At 63.1% G+C, this 18,745-nt stretch carries 18 protein-coding genes; 6 read left to right on the forward strand and 12 right to left on the reverse strand.

Translation table 11 applies throughout. The features are described 5' to 3' along the window. Positions 1-68: 68 nt before the first annotated feature. On the forward strand, positions 69-1,097 hold the full coding sequence (locus tag MXB90_RS13015; RefSeq protein WP_250045588.1) for a hypothetical protein: 1,029 nt from the start codon (positions 69-71) through the stop codon (positions 1,095-1,097). A gap of 349 nt (positions 1,098-1,446) precedes the next feature. Here the strand turns inward: MXB90_RS13015 and MXB90_RS13020 are convergent, their stop codons facing one another. From MXB90_RS13020 to MXB90_RS13030, 3 genes are all read right to left on the reverse strand, one after another. After that, positions 1,447-1,617: a hypothetical protein gene (locus tag MXB90_RS13020; protein ID WP_165910185.1), complete on the reverse strand. Its 171-nt coding sequence runs from the start codon at positions 1,615-1,617 to the stop codon at positions 1,447-1,449. Between the two features lie 145 nt (positions 1,618-1,762). After that, positions 1,763-2,155 carry a hypothetical protein gene (locus MXB90_RS13025; protein ID WP_250045589.1) on the reverse strand — a complete coding sequence of 131 codons (393 nt, stop codon included), beginning with the start codon at positions 2,153-2,155 and terminating at the stop codon, positions 1,763-1,765. A 280-nt stretch (positions 2,156-2,435) separates the two neighbouring features. Then, entirely contained in the window at positions 2,436-3,155 is a 720-nt protein-coding gene (locus MXB90_RS13030; protein WP_250045590.1) for a ParA family protein, read from the reverse strand. A 561-nt stretch (positions 3,156-3,716) separates the two neighbouring features. Here MXB90_RS13030 and MXB90_RS13035 point away from each other — a divergent pair. From MXB90_RS13035 to MXB90_RS13055, 5 genes are all read left to right on the forward strand, one after another. After that, positions 3,717-4,319 carry a helix-turn-helix domain-containing protein gene (locus MXB90_RS13035; RefSeq protein ID WP_250045592.1) on the forward strand — a complete coding sequence of 201 codons (603 nt, stop codon included), beginning with the start codon at positions 3,717-3,719 and terminating at the stop codon, positions 4,317-4,319. Beyond that, positions 4,306-6,657 (forward strand): relaxase/mobilization nuclease domain-containing protein, encoded by a 2,352-nt coding sequence (locus MXB90_RS13040; RefSeq protein WP_250045594.1) that lies wholly within the window; start codon positions 4,306-4,308, stop codon positions 6,655-6,657. The genes MXB90_RS13035 and MXB90_RS13040 overlap by 14 nt, the downstream gene beginning before the upstream one ends. Beyond that, a complete protein-coding gene (locus MXB90_RS13045) occupies positions 6,650-8,632 on the forward strand; it encodes a type IV secretory system conjugative DNA transfer family protein (RefSeq protein ID WP_250045595.1) in 1,983 nt (660 codons plus the stop codon). Before MXB90_RS13040 ends, MXB90_RS13045 begins: the two co-directional genes overlap by 8 nt. A gap of 573 nt (positions 8,633-9,205) precedes the next feature. Then, complete coding sequence (locus tag MXB90_RS13050) at positions 9,206-9,514, forward strand: helix-turn-helix domain-containing protein (protein ID WP_250045597.1); 309 nt, start codon at positions 9,206-9,208, stop codon at positions 9,512-9,514. Then, on the forward strand, positions 9,511-10,419 hold the full coding sequence (locus tag MXB90_RS13055) for a reverse transcriptase family protein (protein WP_250045599.1): 909 nt from the start codon (positions 9,511-9,513) through the stop codon (positions 10,417-10,419). Before MXB90_RS13050 ends, MXB90_RS13055 begins: the two co-directional genes overlap by 4 nt. A gap of 49 nt (positions 10,420-10,468) precedes the next feature. Here MXB90_RS13055 and MXB90_RS13060 read toward each other — a convergent pair whose 3' ends face one another. Genes MXB90_RS13060 through MXB90_RS13100 form a run of 9 tightly spaced genes read right to left on the reverse strand, consistent with a single transcriptional unit; the run spans position 10,469 to position 18,613 of the window. After that, positions 10,469-11,404: a hypothetical protein gene (locus tag MXB90_RS13060; protein WP_250045601.1), complete on the reverse strand. Its 936-nt coding sequence runs from the start codon at positions 11,402-11,404 to the stop codon at positions 10,469-10,471. A gap of 47 nt (positions 11,405-11,451) precedes the next feature. Next, on the reverse strand, positions 11,452-12,477 hold the full coding sequence (locus MXB90_RS13065; RefSeq protein ID WP_250045603.1) for a TrbL/VirB6 family protein: 1,026 nt from the start codon (positions 12,475-12,477) through the stop codon (positions 11,452-11,454). After that, positions 12,477-12,896, reverse strand: coding sequence for a hypothetical protein (locus tag MXB90_RS13070; RefSeq protein WP_107754725.1), 420 nt, complete (start codon positions 12,894-12,896; stop codon positions 12,477-12,479). Before MXB90_RS13070 ends, MXB90_RS13065 begins: the two co-directional genes overlap by 1 nt. 17 nt (positions 12,897-12,913) lie before the next feature. Beyond that, positions 12,914-13,948 carry an ATPase, T2SS/T4P/T4SS family gene (locus MXB90_RS13075; protein WP_250045604.1) on the reverse strand — a complete coding sequence of 345 codons (1,035 nt, stop codon included), beginning with the start codon at positions 13,946-13,948 and terminating at the stop codon, positions 12,914-12,916. 1 nt (position 13,949) lies between these two features. Continuing rightward, the gene (locus MXB90_RS13080; protein ID WP_250045606.1) at positions 13,950-15,272 is read right to left on the reverse strand and encodes a TraB/TrbI/VirB10 family type IV secretion system protein; all 1,323 of its coding nucleotides are present in this window, start codon (positions 15,270-15,272) and stop codon (positions 13,950-13,952) included. Next, positions 15,269-15,982 (reverse strand): TrbG/VirB9 family P-type conjugative transfer protein, encoded by a 714-nt coding sequence (locus MXB90_RS13085; RefSeq protein ID WP_250045607.1) that lies wholly within the window; start codon positions 15,980-15,982, stop codon positions 15,269-15,271. The genes MXB90_RS13080 and MXB90_RS13085 overlap by 4 nt, the downstream gene beginning before the upstream one ends. Then, entirely contained in the window at positions 15,979-16,626 is a 648-nt protein-coding gene (locus tag MXB90_RS13090) for a VirB8 family type IV secretion system protein (protein WP_250045614.1), read from the reverse strand. Before MXB90_RS13090 ends, MXB90_RS13085 begins: the two co-directional genes overlap by 4 nt. A gap of 26 nt (positions 16,627-16,652) precedes the next feature. Next, positions 16,653-17,450, reverse strand: coding sequence for a type IV secretion system protein (locus MXB90_RS13095; protein WP_250045609.1), 798 nt, complete (start codon positions 17,448-17,450; stop codon positions 16,653-16,655). Next, complete coding sequence (locus MXB90_RS13100; RefSeq protein ID WP_250045610.1) at positions 17,447-18,613, reverse strand: lytic transglycosylase domain-containing protein; 1,167 nt, start codon at positions 18,611-18,613, stop codon at positions 17,447-17,449. The genes MXB90_RS13095 and MXB90_RS13100 overlap by 4 nt, the downstream gene beginning before the upstream one ends. Positions 18,614-18,745: the final 132 nt, after the last annotated feature.

Consider the following 18,745-nt stretch of genomic DNA (forward strand, 5'->3'; position numbering starts at 1 on the left):
GCCCTGCAATCATGCTAGATATGGGGCTAGAGCGAACGGTGCGCTACAAGATGTTCTGAGGTTGTGAGATGTTTGAAGAAACACAACGATTTTTGCGGAGCCTCGAAGGCGGCGGCGAAGTCTCGATCCTCATTGAGGACGACGAGGAAGGCTACTTCGACCGTGAATGCCCATCGGATGAATGCCTTTTCCAGTTCAAGGTGCTCAGCGAAGATTGGCATAAGGCCAAGGAAGCAGAGCGGCTTCACTGTCCCGCCTGCGGCCATACCGATCACAGCGACCGTTGGTGGACACAGCAACAGGTCGAGCACATGCACGCGGCTGCCGTGGCGCAGATTCAAGGCGGCCTCAATCGAGTACTGAAAACCGATGCTGCCCGGTTCAACCGGAGCAGGCCGCGCGGCGGCTTCATTTCGATGACGATGAAAGTGGATTCCCGGCCGCAGCATGTCATGCTGCCCCCTACCGCCACCGACCCAATGGCGCTGAAGATCACCTGCCCGTCCTGCACCTGCCGCTATGCCGTGATCGGGGCTGCCTATTTCTGTCCCGCTTGCGGCCACAGCGCCGCCGAACAGGTCTTTGAGCAGACCATCGCTGGGATCAAGGCCACCCTGAAGGCGCTCGACCAGGTGCGCGCCGCCATGCCGGATCGCGACACCGCCGAAACCACCGTGCGCGTCGTGATCGAGAACGGCTTGCAGAACGCCGTCACCGCCTTTCAGCGTGTGGTCGAAGCACTGTTTGTGGAGCTTCCCGCGCCTCCTAGGACAAGGCGGAACGCTTTCCAGAACCTTGCCGAGGGCAGCACCCTTTGGCAGCAGACAACGGGGCAGGGCTATGACGCCCATCTCGACGCCCCCTCCCTCGACCAACTCGCGCGGGCGTTCCAGCAGCGCCATCTGCTTGCCCACCGGCAGGGACTTGTCGATGAGGAGTATATCGCCAAGAGCGGTGACACCCGCTACCGGCCCGGCCAGCGGCTTGTACTTCGCGCCGAAGGCGTCACCGAGGCCGTCGAGCTTGTCGAAAAGCTCGTTGCGGGGCTTCGGGATGATGCAAGCATTGCCCGTTCAAGGCAGGGGCCTTCACCATAAATACTGGCAGGGGCGCGGCGCCACGATATTTGAAGGCCACCGGCTTCCAGTCTGCCCTTGCCGCTCCGAGAACCGTGCGCGTGCGCTCGTGGATGATCGATCCGTTGCCTCTGTGATCCCTCGCCGCAAAAGCTACGCCTTCAAAGGAGCCGCATTACCGTGGCGCGGTAGGTTGGACAGGGAGGCTGAAAGAAAAGAAATTGGGCCTGTCGGAACGGGTTCGGTTCCAACGCATGAGTTATAGAATTCTATTCTATAACTCATGATGCGCTGAATTTGGCATGGCCTGCTATGCGACTGGCACTCTGCACCGCCCTTGATCGCCTGGCCCGCAGTCAGATTACGCCTGTCAGGCGGCCTCGACCATCGGCTCGTAGCGCACATCGGGCATGGCATCATTGAGCCAGGCAGGCTGCAGGTCGCCATTGTTCCATTGGTACAGGTAGCCCACCAGCGTGTCGGTCTTCTTGCAGAGGATGCGCATGATCGGTTCGGCCGTAAGCCGCGGTAAAATGGTCATGATGTGCTCCTCTCAAACTGACCTCAGGACTTGTTAACAACGAGGCCGCAATATCGTTTTGAACGTCTTAGGGTTGGGTTTCTGCAACTGCAAGATGAAGTCGGCGGCCTCGGCAAGAACCCACCGACAAAAGGACAAGTTGTCTTTATAGACAGGTTTCTGGCGTATCCTTTTCTGCATTCTGCGCTGCAGCGCGAACGGCGATCTCGTCCAGGAGTATGTCGATCTCTGCCCAGACGCGCGGCTCGATCTGGCCGCGGACCAAGGCCCACTTGCTCAGCACATCGAGGGGGTCATGCGCGCGCAAGAGGGCAGTCAGCGCAGCGGCATCGACCGCCAGCGAGGTACGTGCGCGCCATTCGGTGATCCGTGTCCGCTGCTCTTCCGACGGTGGGACGAACTCGGACCCAAGCTCCCAGTTCTTGACCGCGCGGCGCAGGGCGGCGCGGATGACGTGGGCGGGATCGACGCCGCAATCGATCAGGGCTTCCTCTTGCCGTTCCAGCGCGTTCACCCGGATGTCGATCTTGCGCGTCACCGTACTGCGTCGTGGGCGGGATGGTGATGACATGACCGCAGGCTCAGCGGATCCGGTTGCCTCCTGTCTGGGTTGATGTGGGGGCGAAGGCTGCGTCCTTTGCGGCGAAGCAGCGTGATCGTCTAGGACTGCGGGCTGCACGCTACCATGTTCTGGCATCACCTCCGCGAGCCGCACCTCTTCCCTTCCCGGGTCTTCTCCCACCTCTGGCCGCAGGGATGCGGCATAAGCCGGGTCGGGCCGCGTGATTGTCGGAATCTTTTTCCTCACCGCTCCACCCTCACGCCGCGAGGATGTTGTTGAGGATGTCAGTCGCCTCTTCGAGCGCCTCGACCACATGGCGCACATGGGGGCGCATGAGGGGGTTCGGATCGGCCTGCTTCTGCAGCGCCACAGCGTGCAGGAGGCCCTTTTCGTCCATCTCCTTGTAGACATTCCTGCGCATCATCACGGTCTCGACCACCGGGAACCGCGCGATTGCCGCCTCGATGAGGGCGGCATCGGCGCGCGTGGTTTTTGGGTCGACCATGTTCAGAACGACGTGGTGCCGCGGTAGGCTTTCGGGATCATCGACGCGGGCGCGGAGCTTTTCGAACCAGTCGGCGGTCTGCGCGCCGACATCGAGATCCGAGGTCGAGAGCATCACCGGTGTCACGATGTGATCGGCGAGAACGGCGATCCCGTCCGACCACTCGGCCCCGACGCCTGCCGTATCGATGAAGATGAAATCCGCCGAGTCCGCCGCATAGACCTGCTCGATCCGGCGATCCACAGCCCCCACGCTCTCGACAGTCGCAGAGCGCAGCAGGGGCGATCCCAAACCCGCGGCTTCAGCCCGCTTGTGCCAGGTGCCGAGCACGCCGGTACTGTCGGTATCGATCAAAAGGACGCGACGGCCAGCGGCAACGGCAGCGCTGATCAAGGCGCGCGAGAGCGTGGTCTTGCCACTCCCCCCCTTCCGGGCCATCGCGGCGATCACCACGAGATTGTCGTTCGGCATGGGGGCGGGCCTCTCGCAAGAATGGTGAAACGCGACAAAGATGTTTCGACGTCGCTAACCTCCGTGTGCGACGGCGTCAAGCAGAAGACGGGATGCGGGGTCCCTCAGGCGGAATGCGGGGCGCATGGTGCGTCGCGCCGGGGGCGGAAGGCACGCTGCACGCGACACCTGGCGTCCTCCCGTCTGCTCGATGCGGTCCCCAGATGACGCGCGACAGGCGACATGGGCCATAGCGCGCGACGCAGGGAACGCGATGCATGTCGCATGGGACGTGATGCATTCCGCACCATGCGCGATGCGGGGAGCACGGGCCATCGGGCACTCGCCAGAAGCCGTGCTGCAGGGCGCGCAAAACGCAGTCCAAAGGACGCGGTGCGCGGTGCAGGCAACGCGGGACGCGTTGCATTGAGCGCCTTGCGCGCTGCATTTGCCAAAGGACGTCAAATCGGCCTCCGGGGCCGATTTTCTACATTGAGTACAAGCCCTTGGTGCCTTCTCCGCTTGTGCTGGGAGAAGGCGGGCTTGTACGAAGTTGGCAAGAAATAGGAACGTATACTTCACATGGGACACAGTCGCAGACTGACCGATCAGGAGCGCCATCAGATCGTCCGGGAACGGGCGAAGGGCGTCTCCGTCAGTGCGATCAGTGCAGCGCTGAAGGTCTCGCCCAAGACCGTCTACAACGTGCTGGGCCGGGGCCGTTCCGCCGTCTCGGCCAATGACAGCCGCACCCGTGTGCTGACCATGCGCGTCACCGAGCGCGACCTTCGTGGCTTCGATGCGGCCCTCGCGCGGCGCGGCATCTCCCACCGGTCAGACGCCATGCGCTGCCTGATGCTGGCCGCCGACGATCTCCTGCGCCCGGATGAGCGCATGACTGATGAGCTGAAAGGGATGAGCGCGGCGCTGAACCGGGTCGGCAACAACGTGAACCAGATCGCGCGCCGCCTGAACGAGGCAAAGCTCAAGGGCGAGCGCCTGCCCTATACCCCCGCGAGCCATGCCGAGATCCGCGACCTGGCGGTGCTCGTCTTCGACATGGCCGACCAGATCCAGGAGATGTTCCGCGGTCGGCGCCGCGTGCTGGACCTCGAGGTCACCAAGGCACTTGTCGGTCTGGCGCGGCAGGAAGCGGAGCAGGTTGCCGAGCATGGCGCGGAGTGAGGCGCGCGGCGTCAGCCCCGCCCTCTTCGATCGCGATTGGAGCCGGGTCTCGGGCAGCTGGCAGGGGCTTGCCAAGAAGGCGCAAATGGTCCGGGCTGCACGCGGCTATTCGCCGGCCATATTCAAGCCGATCTCGAAAGGCGGGTGCCACACGGGCGCGCAGCTGAAGGCCCAGCTCACGTACCTCACCACCAAGTCGAGCCATATCCTCGATAGTCGCGGCACGCATGATGGCAAGAAGACCCTGACCGAGGCCGAGATCGACCGGGTCGTGCGGCGCTTCGAGAACCAGTGGGGCGAGCGGCACAGTCCGAAGCTTGGCCATACCTCGCATCTTCTGATGGCCTTCCCCGTCGGCACCAGCGGCGAAGAGGTGCGCGCGATCACGGAATCCGTCTGCGAGAAGTTCTTTCAAGGTGAGGGGTCGCAATTCGACTATATTGCTGCAATACACCAAGATCGCGCGCATCCACATGCGCATATCGTTCTAAACCGCCGCAGCAAGGATGGCGAAATGTTCTTTCTCGGGAAGGATCACCACTTCAACTACGACGCCTTCCGGGTGGCGATGGTCGAGGCGGCGCAGGTCCACGGGATCCGGCTCGAGGCGACACGGCGTCTTGACCGGGGGGTCACGACCTACCGCGCCGAGATCGACGAAGTCTACAAGGCCCGTGACGAAGGCCGGCCGCCGATCGAGCGCCAGCGCACGGGGGCCGATCTGGCCGCAGCCCTGCAGACGGTAGCGCGCAACGCGTTGACCTATCGGGGTCTGGCGGCCGAGGCGTCCCGGTCGAACTTCGATGACGTGGCAGAGGCGCTCGAGCGGGCCAGCACCATCCTTGCCAGTGGCGGTCAGATCCAATCTGACGGAGCCATCTACATGTCCCAAGACGAAACGGCGTTTGACACGCTGATCACCGAGTTTTCTCAGAACATCCGTCAGATCGAAGCGGCGATCGACCGGGCACCCGCATCCGAGCGGCCGGAGATCGAGCGCAAGCTCACCGATGTGCTGGCCTCCGTCGCGCATCTCAATCCGCTCGGCGACCGTTCGGCCGCGCTCCTCGACGCGCCGTCCCGGGATGGGGTCTATGCGCGGGCCAACATGAACGAGGACCAGATGAGACGCCTCGAGGACGATGCGGTGAAGGCGCGCCTCAGCGAGGTGCTGCAGGGCACGGGCATCGATCCCGAAGCCGTGGCCGCTCGCATGCGCGAGGGCGCAGACAACGCTGCACTCGAAAGGCAATGGCTGGCGCAGGATCTGCGCGCCATCGCCAAGGCGGGCGATCTCGATCTGGAGAAGGGCGAGGATCGCGAGGAAGCGCTGGACCGGCTGGAAGCCGTCCATGTCCGTTTGGGCGACACCCTGACCGCTGCGCGCATCCTTCGGGCCATCGATGAAGTGGACGACACCAAGGATGACCCGGTTGCCCTGGCTGAGCGCGTGACGCTGCCGGAGCGCGAGCGCACGGCGGGCGAGCCCGACATCTTCGCCCCATCCGAGCGCCGTGATTTCCAGGAGCTCGTCGCCCAGTTCCGCCGGACGGATTTCGACCATCCCTTCTCGGACGACCCAAGCGTGCGCAGGGCCGGTGCTGTCGAGGTGGAAGAGGCCCGCGCTGCCTTCAACGTCTTCGCGCAGCGGTCACCGGATCATGCTGAACTGGCCTCGATGGCCTGGGACAAGATCACAGACAGCCGCAAGCCACAGCAGTTCGCCGTCGACGAAAAGGACCGCACCCTCCATGCCGGCGACATGGACCTCGCCTTGCGCGATCCCATGCATCATCTCGGGCCGATCACGGAAGACGACCGCACGCTCGCGCGCTACCGCGCCGAGATGCCGGACGAGGAGTTCGGGGCGGCGGTGCAGGAGGAAATCAACCGCCTGCGTGCCATGGGGGCATCACGCGCCTATATCAGCGAGCGGAGCTTCGACATCGAGGATCAGGCGCGACAGGACTATGCCGAACGGCGCTTCATTGCTGAGACCGCCCCTGACGTGATGACCTTCCTGCAGCGGGCCGAGGCCGAGGACGTGAAACCGCTCACCGAGACGGATGGCCCGCGCCTCGTCGCCCAGATCGACCGCAACCTCACGCCGAACGCCGTGACGGCCCTGCGCGCAGGCCACGCTGATGTGCTGGAAAAGTTCACCGAGCATCCGTTGCGGCAGCTGGAACTCGCGAAGGCTTATCTGGAAAGCAGCGAGGTGACGGCCCATGGCCCCGCCATGGAGCGGGTGCTGGATGCCTTGGCCGAAGAACAGATCGAGGCGCAGCGCGCGCGTCACGCCGCGGCACATGGTGAGAAGGGGATCACCCATGGATAAAGGCAAGATTGCCCTAGGAGTGTTGAGCCTCGTGCTGGTCGGCCTCGCCATGGGCTATGTCGTGGCGACCGGGTTCGTCATGTTCCGCTATGGGCATTCGCCCACGCGCTTCGACGTCACCCTGCTCGCCCGCGAATATCTGGGTCTGTCTCAGTCTGCGCCGAAGGACTTCCTCTGGGTGAACCTCATCCTTGGCGGCTTCGGCCTGGCATCGCTGATGCTGAGCGTCACGCTTCTCGGGGATGCATTGACCCGCTTCGGGACGACGCATTGGCAGACCCGCAGTGAGATGAAGCGGAACGGTTTCTTTGCCAAGCCCGGCGGCGGCTTCCTTCTGGGCAAGCTCGGCTCCCCGAAATCCAGGCGCCCGTTCCTTGTCTCAAAAACCTTCCCCCACGCACTGATCGTGGCGCCCACGGGCCGCGGCAAGGGCGTGGGGTTCGTGATCCCGAATCTGCTCACCTACAAAGGCTCTGCCGTGGTACTCGACGTGAAAGGCGAGAACTTCCGCGAGACCTCGCGATTCCGCGCCAGCATGGGGGACAAAGTCTTCCGCTTCGCGCCGACCGACTGGGACCGACCGACGTACCGCTACAACCCGCTCGCGCGCATCGCGGCCATGACTAACCCCGACCGGCAGCAGATGGAGCTGAAACTCACCGGCAAGCTCTTTCTGCAAACCGACAACGAAAAACTGAGCGGGCTATTGGCCGGGGGTATCGACCTCTTCGTGGCGGCCGGTCTTCTGGCCTTCGAGCGCGGCGTTCCGACCATCGGCGAGATCTATCGCATCACAGCCTCGGGGGGCGACAAGCAGAAGGAATACCTGAAGCGTTCGCAGGAGGTGAAGAACAAGTCGGCCAAACTGATCTTCGAGCGTATGGCATCGACCAACAACGACACCCTCACTTCCTACCTTTCCCTCCTGATGACATCGGGTCTCGACACTTGGGACAACCGGGCGATCGACGCGGCCACCGCGACCTCTGACTTCTCATTCCGGGATATCCGCCGCCGCCCGCATGCGATCTATCTTGTGGTTGAATCCGAGATGATCCGACCGCTTGCCCCGCTGATCCGCCTCTTCTTCTCGGATCTGATTGCCTCACTGCAAGCACAGGAACCCGGCGATGACGAGCCTTGGCCCGTGATGATCATGCTCGACGAGTTTGACCGGCTCGGTAAAATGCCGATCGTCGCCGAAAGCATAAAGACGCTGCGCTCCTTCGGCGGCAACCTCGCCATCGTGACCCAGACCATCCCCGCGCTGGACGAGATTTATGGTGAAAACACCCGCAGGTCGCTTCAGGGCGGTGCCGGCGTGAAACTCTACCTCACCCCCTCCGAGCAGAAGACCATTGAGGAGCTCAGCCAGGCTGTGGGAAAGACGACCAAGCGCGTTGTGACCAGGTCTCGCGCTGTCGGGCGCAACCCGTTCGAGGGGCGCAGCGTTTCCGAGAGAACCGAGGACACGCCGCTCCTGACCGAGGACGAGGCCCGGCGCATGGACCTCGACGAGGTGATCCTTGTGATCGACGCGCAGATGCCGATCCGGGCGCGGCGGATCAAATACTTTGAGGACCCGGCGCTGAAGGCGCTGCACACCGGTCAGGCGGGGAGTTTCCCGTATCCGGATGAAGACGGACTGCGGCGCGATCGGCAGATGACCGAGACGCGCGAGACGGTGGAGAAGTTGAAGCAGGAATTGCAGGCGGTTCGGGCGGCTGCAGGTGCGCAGGGGCCTGAGGCAAATGCACTGCCCCAAGCGGCTCAATCTCCCTCGCAAGAGCTGCTCGATCCCACGCCTGCGCCCTCGGGGCGGGCGCGAGGGAGGGCTGCAAGGGCCGCTGCGGGTCGCGCGGGATCAGATCAGCTGTCCTTCGATCTGGCCGGGCTCGGTCTTCGGGCTTCTGACAGTGTCGAACTGGCAGCAGCGGTTCAGACGACACGAGAGATCATCGCCGAGCATGCCTGAAGTGGTCTTAGAATTTTAATGGAGCACCTCAACAAAACAGAGGAACACACAATATTTGGTGGCTTGGTGATAGTGATGGCGGACCGAAATCGCTACAGGCGAACTTTGTTCTTGCTTTTCCGACAGAATCGGCTATCTAGGCGACAGTGTTCAGGCGATGGATAGCGCCACAGGCTGACTGGTTCGCCAGTCGAGGAGGCTTCGGTCTCTACCCACTTTGGGGGCAGCGGCGATCGCGAGCGAGAGATGCGATCGACGACGACTTCCGACTTAAGGCCGCAGCGCACGTTGCGGCACGGGGATACCTGGGGGTTACCGTTTGCCCACTTTGCCTCTTGGGGTCGGCGCACAGCCATCGGGTGGTCCGGTGGTGATGCCCAGGAGGATGCTGAAATGGGAACAACTGATCCCAAGAAGCCCCTGAACACCGGGCAACGGGTCCGTCGTTGGTATCGGCGTGTTCTTCGGAACAGGTCGATACTATTGGCCGCGTTTTGGATGGTTAAAGCCATCGTGAAACTGGCGCGGTTCTTCCTCGACGGCTCCTAGGTGTTCATTGTTTGGAGGGAGAAAATGCTGAACAAAGCCCTGCGGCTTGTGAGGGTCTATCATGACCTGTCACAGGTCGATGCCGCTGAGCGCTTGGGCCTTTCAAAATCCTACGTGTCTGAAATCGAGAAGGGCGACAAGAACGTCTCAATGGCCACGCTTCAGAAGTATTCCGACGCCTTCGACATTCCCATGTCCTCCTTGCTTTTGTTCGCCGAGAAGTTGGAAGGGGCGGGAAAGGTCGAAAATGTAAGGGTGTTCGTCGCCGACAAGGCAGTGAAGATGCTGGACTGGGTGGCTACAATTTCGGAGTACAGAGGGTCTGAGCGATGAGCTACCCCCGCAACCAGTCCATTTTCTACAAGATCACCAGTCCCCAAATGCTGGCGGACCGGTTGCGGGTAACCTTCGATGAGTTGAACGAGCTTTGCGCAGCAACGGACAACTACAAGAGATGGACCGACAAGAAAACTGGTCGGCCGATCCAAGAACCTAAGCCGAAGCTGGACAAGGTGCACAAGCGCGTAGCCTTGCTTCTGGCCAAAATTGAGACCCCAAATTACCTGCATTCTGCAATCAGGGGGAGGTCATACATCACCAATGCAAGCGGGCATTCTGTGGATGCGGGCTGCGTGAAGATCGATGTCCGGAAGTTTTACCCGTCCGTCCGATCACAGGCGGTCCACCACTTTTTCCTGGATCGAATGCTTTGCTCGGGGGACGTAGCAGGCATTCTGACCAAGTTGCTCACAGTTGATGGCCACCTCCCGACTGGCAGCAGCTCCAGCCCGATCCTTTCCTACTTTGCCTACGAGGACATGTTCGACGCCTTGGCTAAGCTGGCGGCAAGCAAGGGCTGTGTCATGACCGTTTATGTGGATGACGTGGTGTTCACGGGCATAGGTGCGACCAGGGGCCTTCTGTATGCAGCAAGGAAGATCTTTTCATCCTATCGGTTGCACGGTCACAAGACCAAACTGTTCCGCCCTGGCCAACCTAGGATCATCACTGGCGTCGCCGTTACCAAAGAAGGCATGAAGCTTCCAAACAAGCGGCAGAAGGGCATTGCGGAAGACTTCGCAATCTTTGATGGCCTGCCAAATGGCCGCGAGAAGCTGATGATCGCAAGGCGGCTGACTGGGCGTCTGTTTGAAGCCAGCCAAGTTGATCCATCATGGAGAAGCAAGGCAGAAATGGTCGCAGCGCAGCGGGACGCCCTTGAGTGCTACGATCTATAGTGCCAACTTAGCAGCCATCGGCTAATTCGTTCAACATGCATTATGCAAGTCAGTGCAGCATGTCACGTTCGGCTTGCTCGACAGCACGTTGCTTCTCGAACGCTGTCTTCATCTTCGCGGGTGTCCCGAATACTTCATTGAGCATGTCTGCAACTGCTGCGTTCATGGCAACGAAATCAGCTTCAGAATCGCCGGTGGCAAGGCCCACATCCATCGTCGTGCCATCATCCAGAACAAGGCGCACCCTTGCTTGATCATCGCTGTAAAAATCGAAGGGAGAATCCAACGAGAGGGGCGTGAATGAAACCTCGAAATACTCGTGACGCTCATCACCCTCGCCATCCTCATTGGCGAAATCAGCCACGAAATCATGGGTGTTGATGAAGTGGATGGTCCAGCGCCGGTCATACGTTATGCCATCTGTTGACAGCATCGCCGCGACAGGATCGCCGAGATCGCGGCGAAGACGAGAGACCAGGAACTCGGTCATCGCCAGCTCGGTCATCCCGAATGCCGTTTCCATATTGAAGAGATCGACGAAGTTGATCGCCCAAAGAAAAGCGCATTCTCGCAAGCGGGTTAAAGTGTCCTCCCGGGCCGCCTCTTCGGATGTGACGAGAACCAAGTGTTCGTGCTTCGGTGCGAGATATGCGCAGATGCTGGCGATGGTGTTCGAGATGAAACCATCACTTTCAGGAACGCCATATGCGGCCGCGTCGTTCGCGCTCAACACACCGATGTATGCTTCGGGCGCTTCCTGGAAGATATCGTGATAAATGCCTGCCATGTGCCGACAATAGCTTTGCCAGGCATTGATTTGCTCAAGCGCCGTGAGCTGCATGGTCGTCGGCATATCGGTTTCACCCGTTACCCACTTGGCCACCGTTTCTTCGCGCACCCCCCAGAACCGGGCAGCTTCTCGATTGGTAAAGCCAAACCGCCTGAGTATGACCGAAGCCATGGTGACCTTCTGCTTATCGGTCATGTTTTCCCTCTGAATTCATCTCGATTTCGTTAGCATCGTCGCCTTGGTTACGGACCCAACCGCTTCGCCCTTTCGGCCATCCGAACCACCTGCGCGCTTGCCGTTGCCGCGGCGCTCCGAACAGCAGCGGGGGCCTGGACAGCCCCTCGTCCGATCACTTCACCTGTCGTGAGCGCACCGATCCGCGCCCTGCCCTTGACGCCGTCGGTATTGAAGATCCCCCGCATGATCCCGGCCGAGCCAGAGACCACAGCGGGTGCCGCAGCCACCATCAGGTTCCCCGAGATCCCCCGCACAATCAGGGGTGTTGCCGCGACGAAGCCCTTGGCCAGGAACACCATGACGAAGAACGGCACCAGCGCGCCGATGTTGGTGGCCGAGTTCGGGTCTCCGAGCTGGGCCAGGAGCGAATTCGCCATGCCGACCACGGTCGAGAACATGGCGGCGATGACGATGGGGTAGAAAGCGTAGCTGATCGTCGTCGAGACCCACCTGTGGAAGAAATCCTTGGTCGCATCGAAGAGCGACAGCGCGATCATGATCGGCGCGAGGCCGAGCATCAGGGTCAGCATCATCTTGGCGAAGATGAGGACGATGCCGGTCATGAAGCCAAGGAGGCTGAGCAGCACGAGGCCGATTCCGCCGAGGATCGCGCCAGTCATCCAGTTCAGGTTGTTACCGATCGCGTTCAGGTATTGGCTGAACTCCGTGATGAGATCATCGAACTCGGCGGCAAAGTACGTGGCCCCTGCCCCGCCGCCACCGACCGAGGAGATCAGGGCCCCGGCGACATAGTCGAGCCCGCCGATAACGGCATTGGCAACCGCGTTGAAGTTGGCCCAGTTGAAGGCAAAGAGACCTATAAGCGTCAGCTTGATTAGGTACCAGAAGAAGCTGGCCCCATCCATGCTGCGGAACTGGAAGGCCATGTTGATACAGACGCCGATCAGCGAGAGCGTGACCATCAGCAGGACGATCGTGCCGGTATTGCTGGCCACAGCCCCGAACTGGGACTCTGCCGCATCGGCAAGGAAGCCGTCGGCCGTTCCGACCATCCAGCTGACGATGCTCATTACCAGTTGCCTTGCGTTTCGCAGATATCCTGGACGTCGCGGGCAATCTGGTTCTGCTCGTTCCGAATGGCCAGCCGAGCTTGAGTATGCTCCGCCTGAGTGCTTGTCGCGAACCGTTCCTCGTACTCGGCGGAGGCGGCATCCCATGACGGGAAGCGCACATCACAGCCGCAGTCGCCAGTTTCCTTGATCGCCTCCCAGGACCGCAACTCGTAGAGCCGCATCAACGTCAGCGCCTTATAGGCCTCGCGCGGGTGGACCTCGTCCATCCAGGTCGGCCGTGCGGGCCGGTCGTTGCAGATCCGGTATTGCTGGGGCGCGATGGTCACGGTGAGATCATTCGTGACCTGAGGCGAGGTCTGCGCCGCGAGCGGCGCGGCCAGCAGGGTGACAGCTGCGGCGAGGGTGATCTTGCGCATGGGGTTGTCCTTTCGGGTCATTCGACGGCAACCGCAGGGCGCTTTGTGCCCCCGGTTCCGGCAGTGTTCTGATCTGGATGTCTTGCCTGCCCCGGCAGGAAGAACTCGGTGATGCCGCGGGCGCCGTCGTGGCGGCCCGCCTGGATGATCACGTCGATGGAGCCCTCGATGTAGTCGACCATGTCGGCATAGGTCATCGGCACATCAGTCTTGAGCGCGGCGATGGCGAGGCGGCGGACGGCCAGTTGCGGAGTCTCGGCATGGAGCGTGGTGAGCGAACCGCCATGCCCGGTGTTGATCGCCTCAAGGAAAGTCATGGCCTCGCGGCCCCGGACCTCACCCAGAACGATCCGGTCGGGCCGCATACGCAGGGTCGAGGCCAGAAGCACATCAGCGCTGCGGGCCTCCGCGTCCCGGTCGGCGATCAGAGTGACCGCATTCGGCTGCTCTGGCCGCAGTTCTGCCGCCTCCTCGATCGTGATGATCCGCTCTTCGGGCGGGATCAGCGAGAGGATCTTGCGCGCCGCGACCGTCTTGCCGGTCGAGGTGCCGCCCGAGACGATCATGTTGAGCTTGTTCTCGACGCAGAAGCGCAGGGCGGCGTCGATGTCGCCGGAGGCCACCACATCGCGGAGCGCGGCGTTCCGTTCGCGACGCAAACCTTCGAGGCTGCGCTCCTTTCCATAGAGGAAGCCAAGCTGGATGGCCTCCAGCGGCAGGGAGGAGAAGAACCGCAGCGATATGGAGAACCCGCCTTCAACAGCGGGAGGCTGGATCACCTGCGCCCGGATCGGTCGGTCCCGGTAGAGGATCGAGACCGAGACGATGGGCTTGTTGGTGCTGAGCGTGGTCGAGGCGGCCGAGGCGATCTGGTTGCCGAGGTCCTTGATCTCGGTCTGCGTCAGCGGGGTGCCGAGGCCGCGCATGAAATGGTCGCCCTGGAACTCGCCCCAGACCTGCCCATCGGGGTTGATGCAAATCTCGATCGTGTCGTCGCGCTGCACGGGTGCGCCCAGCCGGTCGAGCGAGGCTTCGAGATAGCTTGCCGCCATGTCAGAAGATCTCCAGATCGCGGTCGACCATGACCGTGATCCGCGTGCCCTGATCGACATGGATGACGGGCCGGATTGCCAGATAGTCTTGCATCACGCTTTGGGTGCTGTCGCGCAGGTCCGTGCCCACATCGCTCGCGATGTCAGCGGCAGCCTCATCCTCGATTTGTCCGGCGGCCGCCGCCGGCAAGGCCCCGATCAGCGAAATCAGCGCAGCCGAGCCGAAGCGCTGCGCGAAGCGGGTGTCGACAAATCCGGTGGTGCCGGTGCGACCCAGTTCATCCCCGCCGAAGGCGCTGATCTCCACGGTCTGGTTGTCGGGCAGGATGATCCGGTCCCAGGCCACCATGACCCGTGATTGCGCGAGCGCCACATCGGAGCGGTAACGCCCCAAAAGACGCGCGCCGCGCGGGATCAGGACGCGCGTGCCGTCGAAAGAATGAACGTCTTCGGAGACGATGGCCCGGATCGCGCCGGGCAGCGTGCTGTCGAGCGCCGTCTCGGTCACGGCCTGGATCATCGTACCTTGCACGACGGTGTTGCCGGGGTTCACGATCACTTCGGCCCGCGTTACCGGGGCGGGCCTTGCGCCTGCGCGCACGAAGGCTTCGTCCTCATTCAGGCGCGCGGCCTCGAGGCTGTTCTCCCGGTCGGTCCCTGCCCCCATCCCGGAAAACGCGATCATGGGCGAGGCGATGCGTTCGGCCCGCGCTTCGGCCTCCGCGATGCGGCGGCGCTCGAGTTCGGCAAGCCGTAACTCCTCCTCGTTCGGCCCGAGGTCCGTGGGCGCAGGCGGGGTCAGCCGCGCAACCTCGAGGTCCATGTGCAGTTGGTCGAGCTCGCGGTCGCGTTCGGTCAATTGCCGCTCGAGCGCGCGCTGAGCCTCAATGGAGGACTCTTGCAGTGCCGCGATCTGGGCCGTGAGATCGGCGATGGCCTGCTCTGCGCCGCTGTCCGATGCCTCGACGGGCCGCGCGCGCAGGTCTTCGAGTTCCGCGCGCAGCGTCGCGAGACTTTCCATCAGCGCCATTTCCGACGCGGAGGGGCCGGTCTGGGCCGGCGGCGGTGCAGGCTCGACCACGGGCATGGGGGCGAGGTCGCCGAAGCCCGATCCCGTGGTCTGGAACTCTTCGGGGGCTGCGGTCGGCAGGGGCGCTTCCGGCGATGGCTGCAGGGCGGCCCAGGCTAGGCCGCCCACGGCCACGATCCCGGCCACACCGAGGATAGCGGCCAGCGGGGAGGGCCGTGCGGCACCGCGCTTCTTGTCGCCCGTCGCTTCAAGGGCCGCCAGGCGCGCGGCGAGGTCTTCGGTGTCCTGGCTCATGACGTGGACCCGCCCATATCCTGAACGCAGACCTCGTCTGCGCCGAGGCGAAGCACCCATTGGCGGTTCACACCCGAAACACGGATGACGCCGTCCTCGAGTGCTGTGCTGTTCACCGCGCGCTCGCCGCCATTGGCATAGCGGAAGATTGCCGGGACCGGCGCGTTCCGCGCGAAGCGGAAATAGGTGAAGGTGCCGTCATCCCAGATGGCGGTCGGCGTGAACTCCTCCCGGGCGCTGACGGCATAGTTCGCATTCGGCGAATCGGCCGCGACAGCCCGGGTCGGTTGAACGCGACTCTCGGGATAGCGGAACTGCACGACGTAATGCGGGGTCTCGCGCGCCTCGACGACGTGGAAATAGTAGGAGCGGCGGTTCGTGTAGACCGTGATGTTGGTCGCCACACCTGAGGCGGCGGGCTTGATCGCGAAGGCGCGTCCGCCGGGCACTCCATCGAACTGAAAGCCGACCGTGTCGCCCGCGATGATCGAGCGGATCGTCTCGCCCTCGCCGAATTCGACTGTGGTGACGCGGGTCAGGGTGGTGACTACGCGGTAGACTTGCCCCTCGGTCCAGGTGGCGATCCGGACGCGGTTGTCATGGGGACCGGGGCGCGGCGTGGTTTCAGCGAAGGCTGCGGGTGCGGAGAGCACGAGGGCACCGGCGACAAGCAGGGCGTGAACAGGGGCAAGAACTGGAACAGAGGTCATTCGGAACGGTCCGATCGGATGGCATATTGGGTGACGGTGAAGCCGAAAGGGTTTTGCCAGACATCGTCGATCGAGCGGGTCCGTTCGGGCTGAAAAGCGAACATCAATGTTGCGGTGAAGGATCCGTCTTGCGCCCCTTGCGGGCTGGTCAGGCGCTTTCTGAGGCGCACCTGCGCGCGGTTCTCACCGATCAGCGTGATCGAGGCGATCTCGACAGCCATCTCGGCCGCGGGGCCGTAGCGGGTCGGCGGATAGCTCTCCTGCCCCGAGGTCCATATGGCGCGCATGCTGGCCTCGGCAGCCCCGGTGGATTGCGCCAGCACCCGGCGCACGCGCAGATCGTTGTCGAGCTGGTTGTAGGCTTCGCGGTCGAGGATGTAGCGGTAGATCTGCGCCTCGATGATCGCAGGTCGCTCGGCAAGTCGCACCGTATCGACCGTTGCGTTCGGCAGGGCCAAGCCCGTCGCCGGATCATAGGGCACGACAACCGGCGGGGGCGTCTCGACCATCAGGGCGACAGCGGCGGCTGCAAAGCAGCCGAAAACGCCAAAGCCCGCCCCGCCAAGGCCGATCATCCGCCAGAGCTGCTCCCGGCGCAGCGCGCCGTGGATCAGTTCTTCTTCGACCAGTTCACGCGTGCTCATGCCTGCCGTCATGTCCGGTGCCTTGGTCATGGCCGCAGACTCGGCAGGGTGAAGTCCATGTAGCGGCGCTCTTCGGCGACAGTCGCGGCATCCACCACGCCCGCATTGCCCGCACCAAGGGTCTGGATGGCTTCAAGCTCCCACATCCGCGTCATGGCGATGGCGAGTTCCGCCGTGACGCGGGTGTTGTGATCCATCGACTGCTTGAGGTCCTCCATGTCGGGGATCAACGACACGAGTTGCTCGACGCGTTCGAGCGACTGAGCGGCCTCGGCATGGCTGTTCTGGGCCGCCGCCGACATCACGGCACCGGTCGTGGCGCGGGTCGCGACACCTTCTGCACCGGGATTGCCGCTGGTGGCGATCTCGCGCAGCGAGTCCTCGTCGAACCCGGCACTGGCCAGCGCCTGTTCCATCTGCGTGCGCATGGGCCCCGCGTTGGGGCCAATCAGGCTCGACCAGTCGCCCGCCTGGATGCCTCGGATCAGGCCGGGAATGTCTTCGAAGTTGGCCTGAAGGAGATCGTCGAGATCGCCGCCCATGGCGAGGCCGAGGATGCTGCGCGGCCCGGTGAGCGATGCATACATTTCCTCGAGCTGGTCGAACTGCTGCTGCAGAAGGTCGAGCTGCGCCAGCGCATTGTCCAGAAGATCGGTCTGGATCCCGAAATCCTGCAGCATCTGCTGAAGCTGGCGGATTTCCTGGGCGATGTTCTGGGTGTCGACCGTGGGCACGCCCTGTGCGGTGACGGGCCCCGCGAGGGCGGTGGTCAGCGCGAGGGTCGCGGCGGTGGTGGTGAGGGAACGGTACAAGCGCCGGATCATCGCAATGTCTCCTGGGTGAAATCCATGAATTGCCGCTCAGCGGCCTGGGCTGCGGCCATGGCGAGTTGCTCCTCGCTCAGCGGCTGGGTGTGGGCGGCCTTGATCCGGGTCCGGATCGCGACCAGACGGGCCAGTTCGGCGCGCGCATAGGTATTGAGCGCGATGGCCTCGTGCAGGTCTTCGGTCTCATTGATGCGGGTGATGATGTCCTGGACCCGCAGGGCCGCCGCGCGGACCGAGACCAGCGAATAATCCCCATAGACCCCCGCGCCATGGGCCGAGAGGCTGAAGCTCGCATTCGCGAGCAGGACCGGATCGATCGTGCCGAGCGCATCGATGCCGCCCACGGCGGCGAGGTAGCTGTTGTACTGCTGCGGGATCACCACGACGTAGTGTTGGGTCTCCGCAAAGGGCGGCACACCGCCGTAGTTCTGCACGTTGCCGGGGCCCGCGTTATAGGCCGCAAGCGCGTGGATGATGTTGCCATCGAACATGTTCAGCATCTGCGCGAGGTACCGCGCGCCGCCGGTGACCTGCAGCCAGGGGTCGTCGTAGTAGGCCGGGTAGATCCCGAGATCGCCCGCCGTGCCGGGCATGATCTGGGTGAGCCCGAACGCCCCTACGGGCGAGCGCGCGCCGATCTGAAAACGGCTTTCCTGCCAGATCAGCGCCTGCAGCATGCAGCGCCATTGCACGAGCGACAGGCCCGCACGGCTCACCCCAGGCAGGCTGTGGGTGTGGCGCGCGGCGCGAATGATCAGTTCCTCGATCCCTTCCCGGGCATCGCCAAACATCCGGGCTGCAGCCGGATTGTTGTCCTCGGGTGCGTAGAGGCTGGCGGCTGCGCTTTCGACGTCGCCAACCACCCCCTGCCCCGCCTCGAGCCCGGCCACGGTGCCAGCCACATCACCCGAGCCGAGGGACATTGCATCCATGAGCCCTTCGAGCGAGGCGAGTTGCTGGCGCTCGATCTCGGCCAGTTCCTCTTCGCGGGTCAGCCGGTCCTGCTGCAGTGCGAGATCCTGATCGGTCTGCTCGAGGATCGCCTGTCGTTCGGCAAACAGGCGCAGATCGAAGGTCGGCACGCCTTGCGCTGCGGCAGTCCCCACATAGGGAACCACCAGCACAAGGCCGATCATCGAGAGGGGAAGCCTGGTCCGCATGGGTTCAGCCGCCCGCCCCCAGCATCACGAAATCGCAGGCCGTGTCGCGCCGCGTGACGGCGGCCCCCATGGTCGAGATCGTGGTTGTGTTGCTCGCTGCCTGTGCGGGCGCGTCGCGGAAGTTGAAGCAGT

Source organism: Phaeovulum molybdatiresistens (genome assembly GCF_023544865.1).
Lineage (GTDB): Bacteria > Pseudomonadota > Alphaproteobacteria > Rhodobacterales > Rhodobacteraceae > Pontitalea.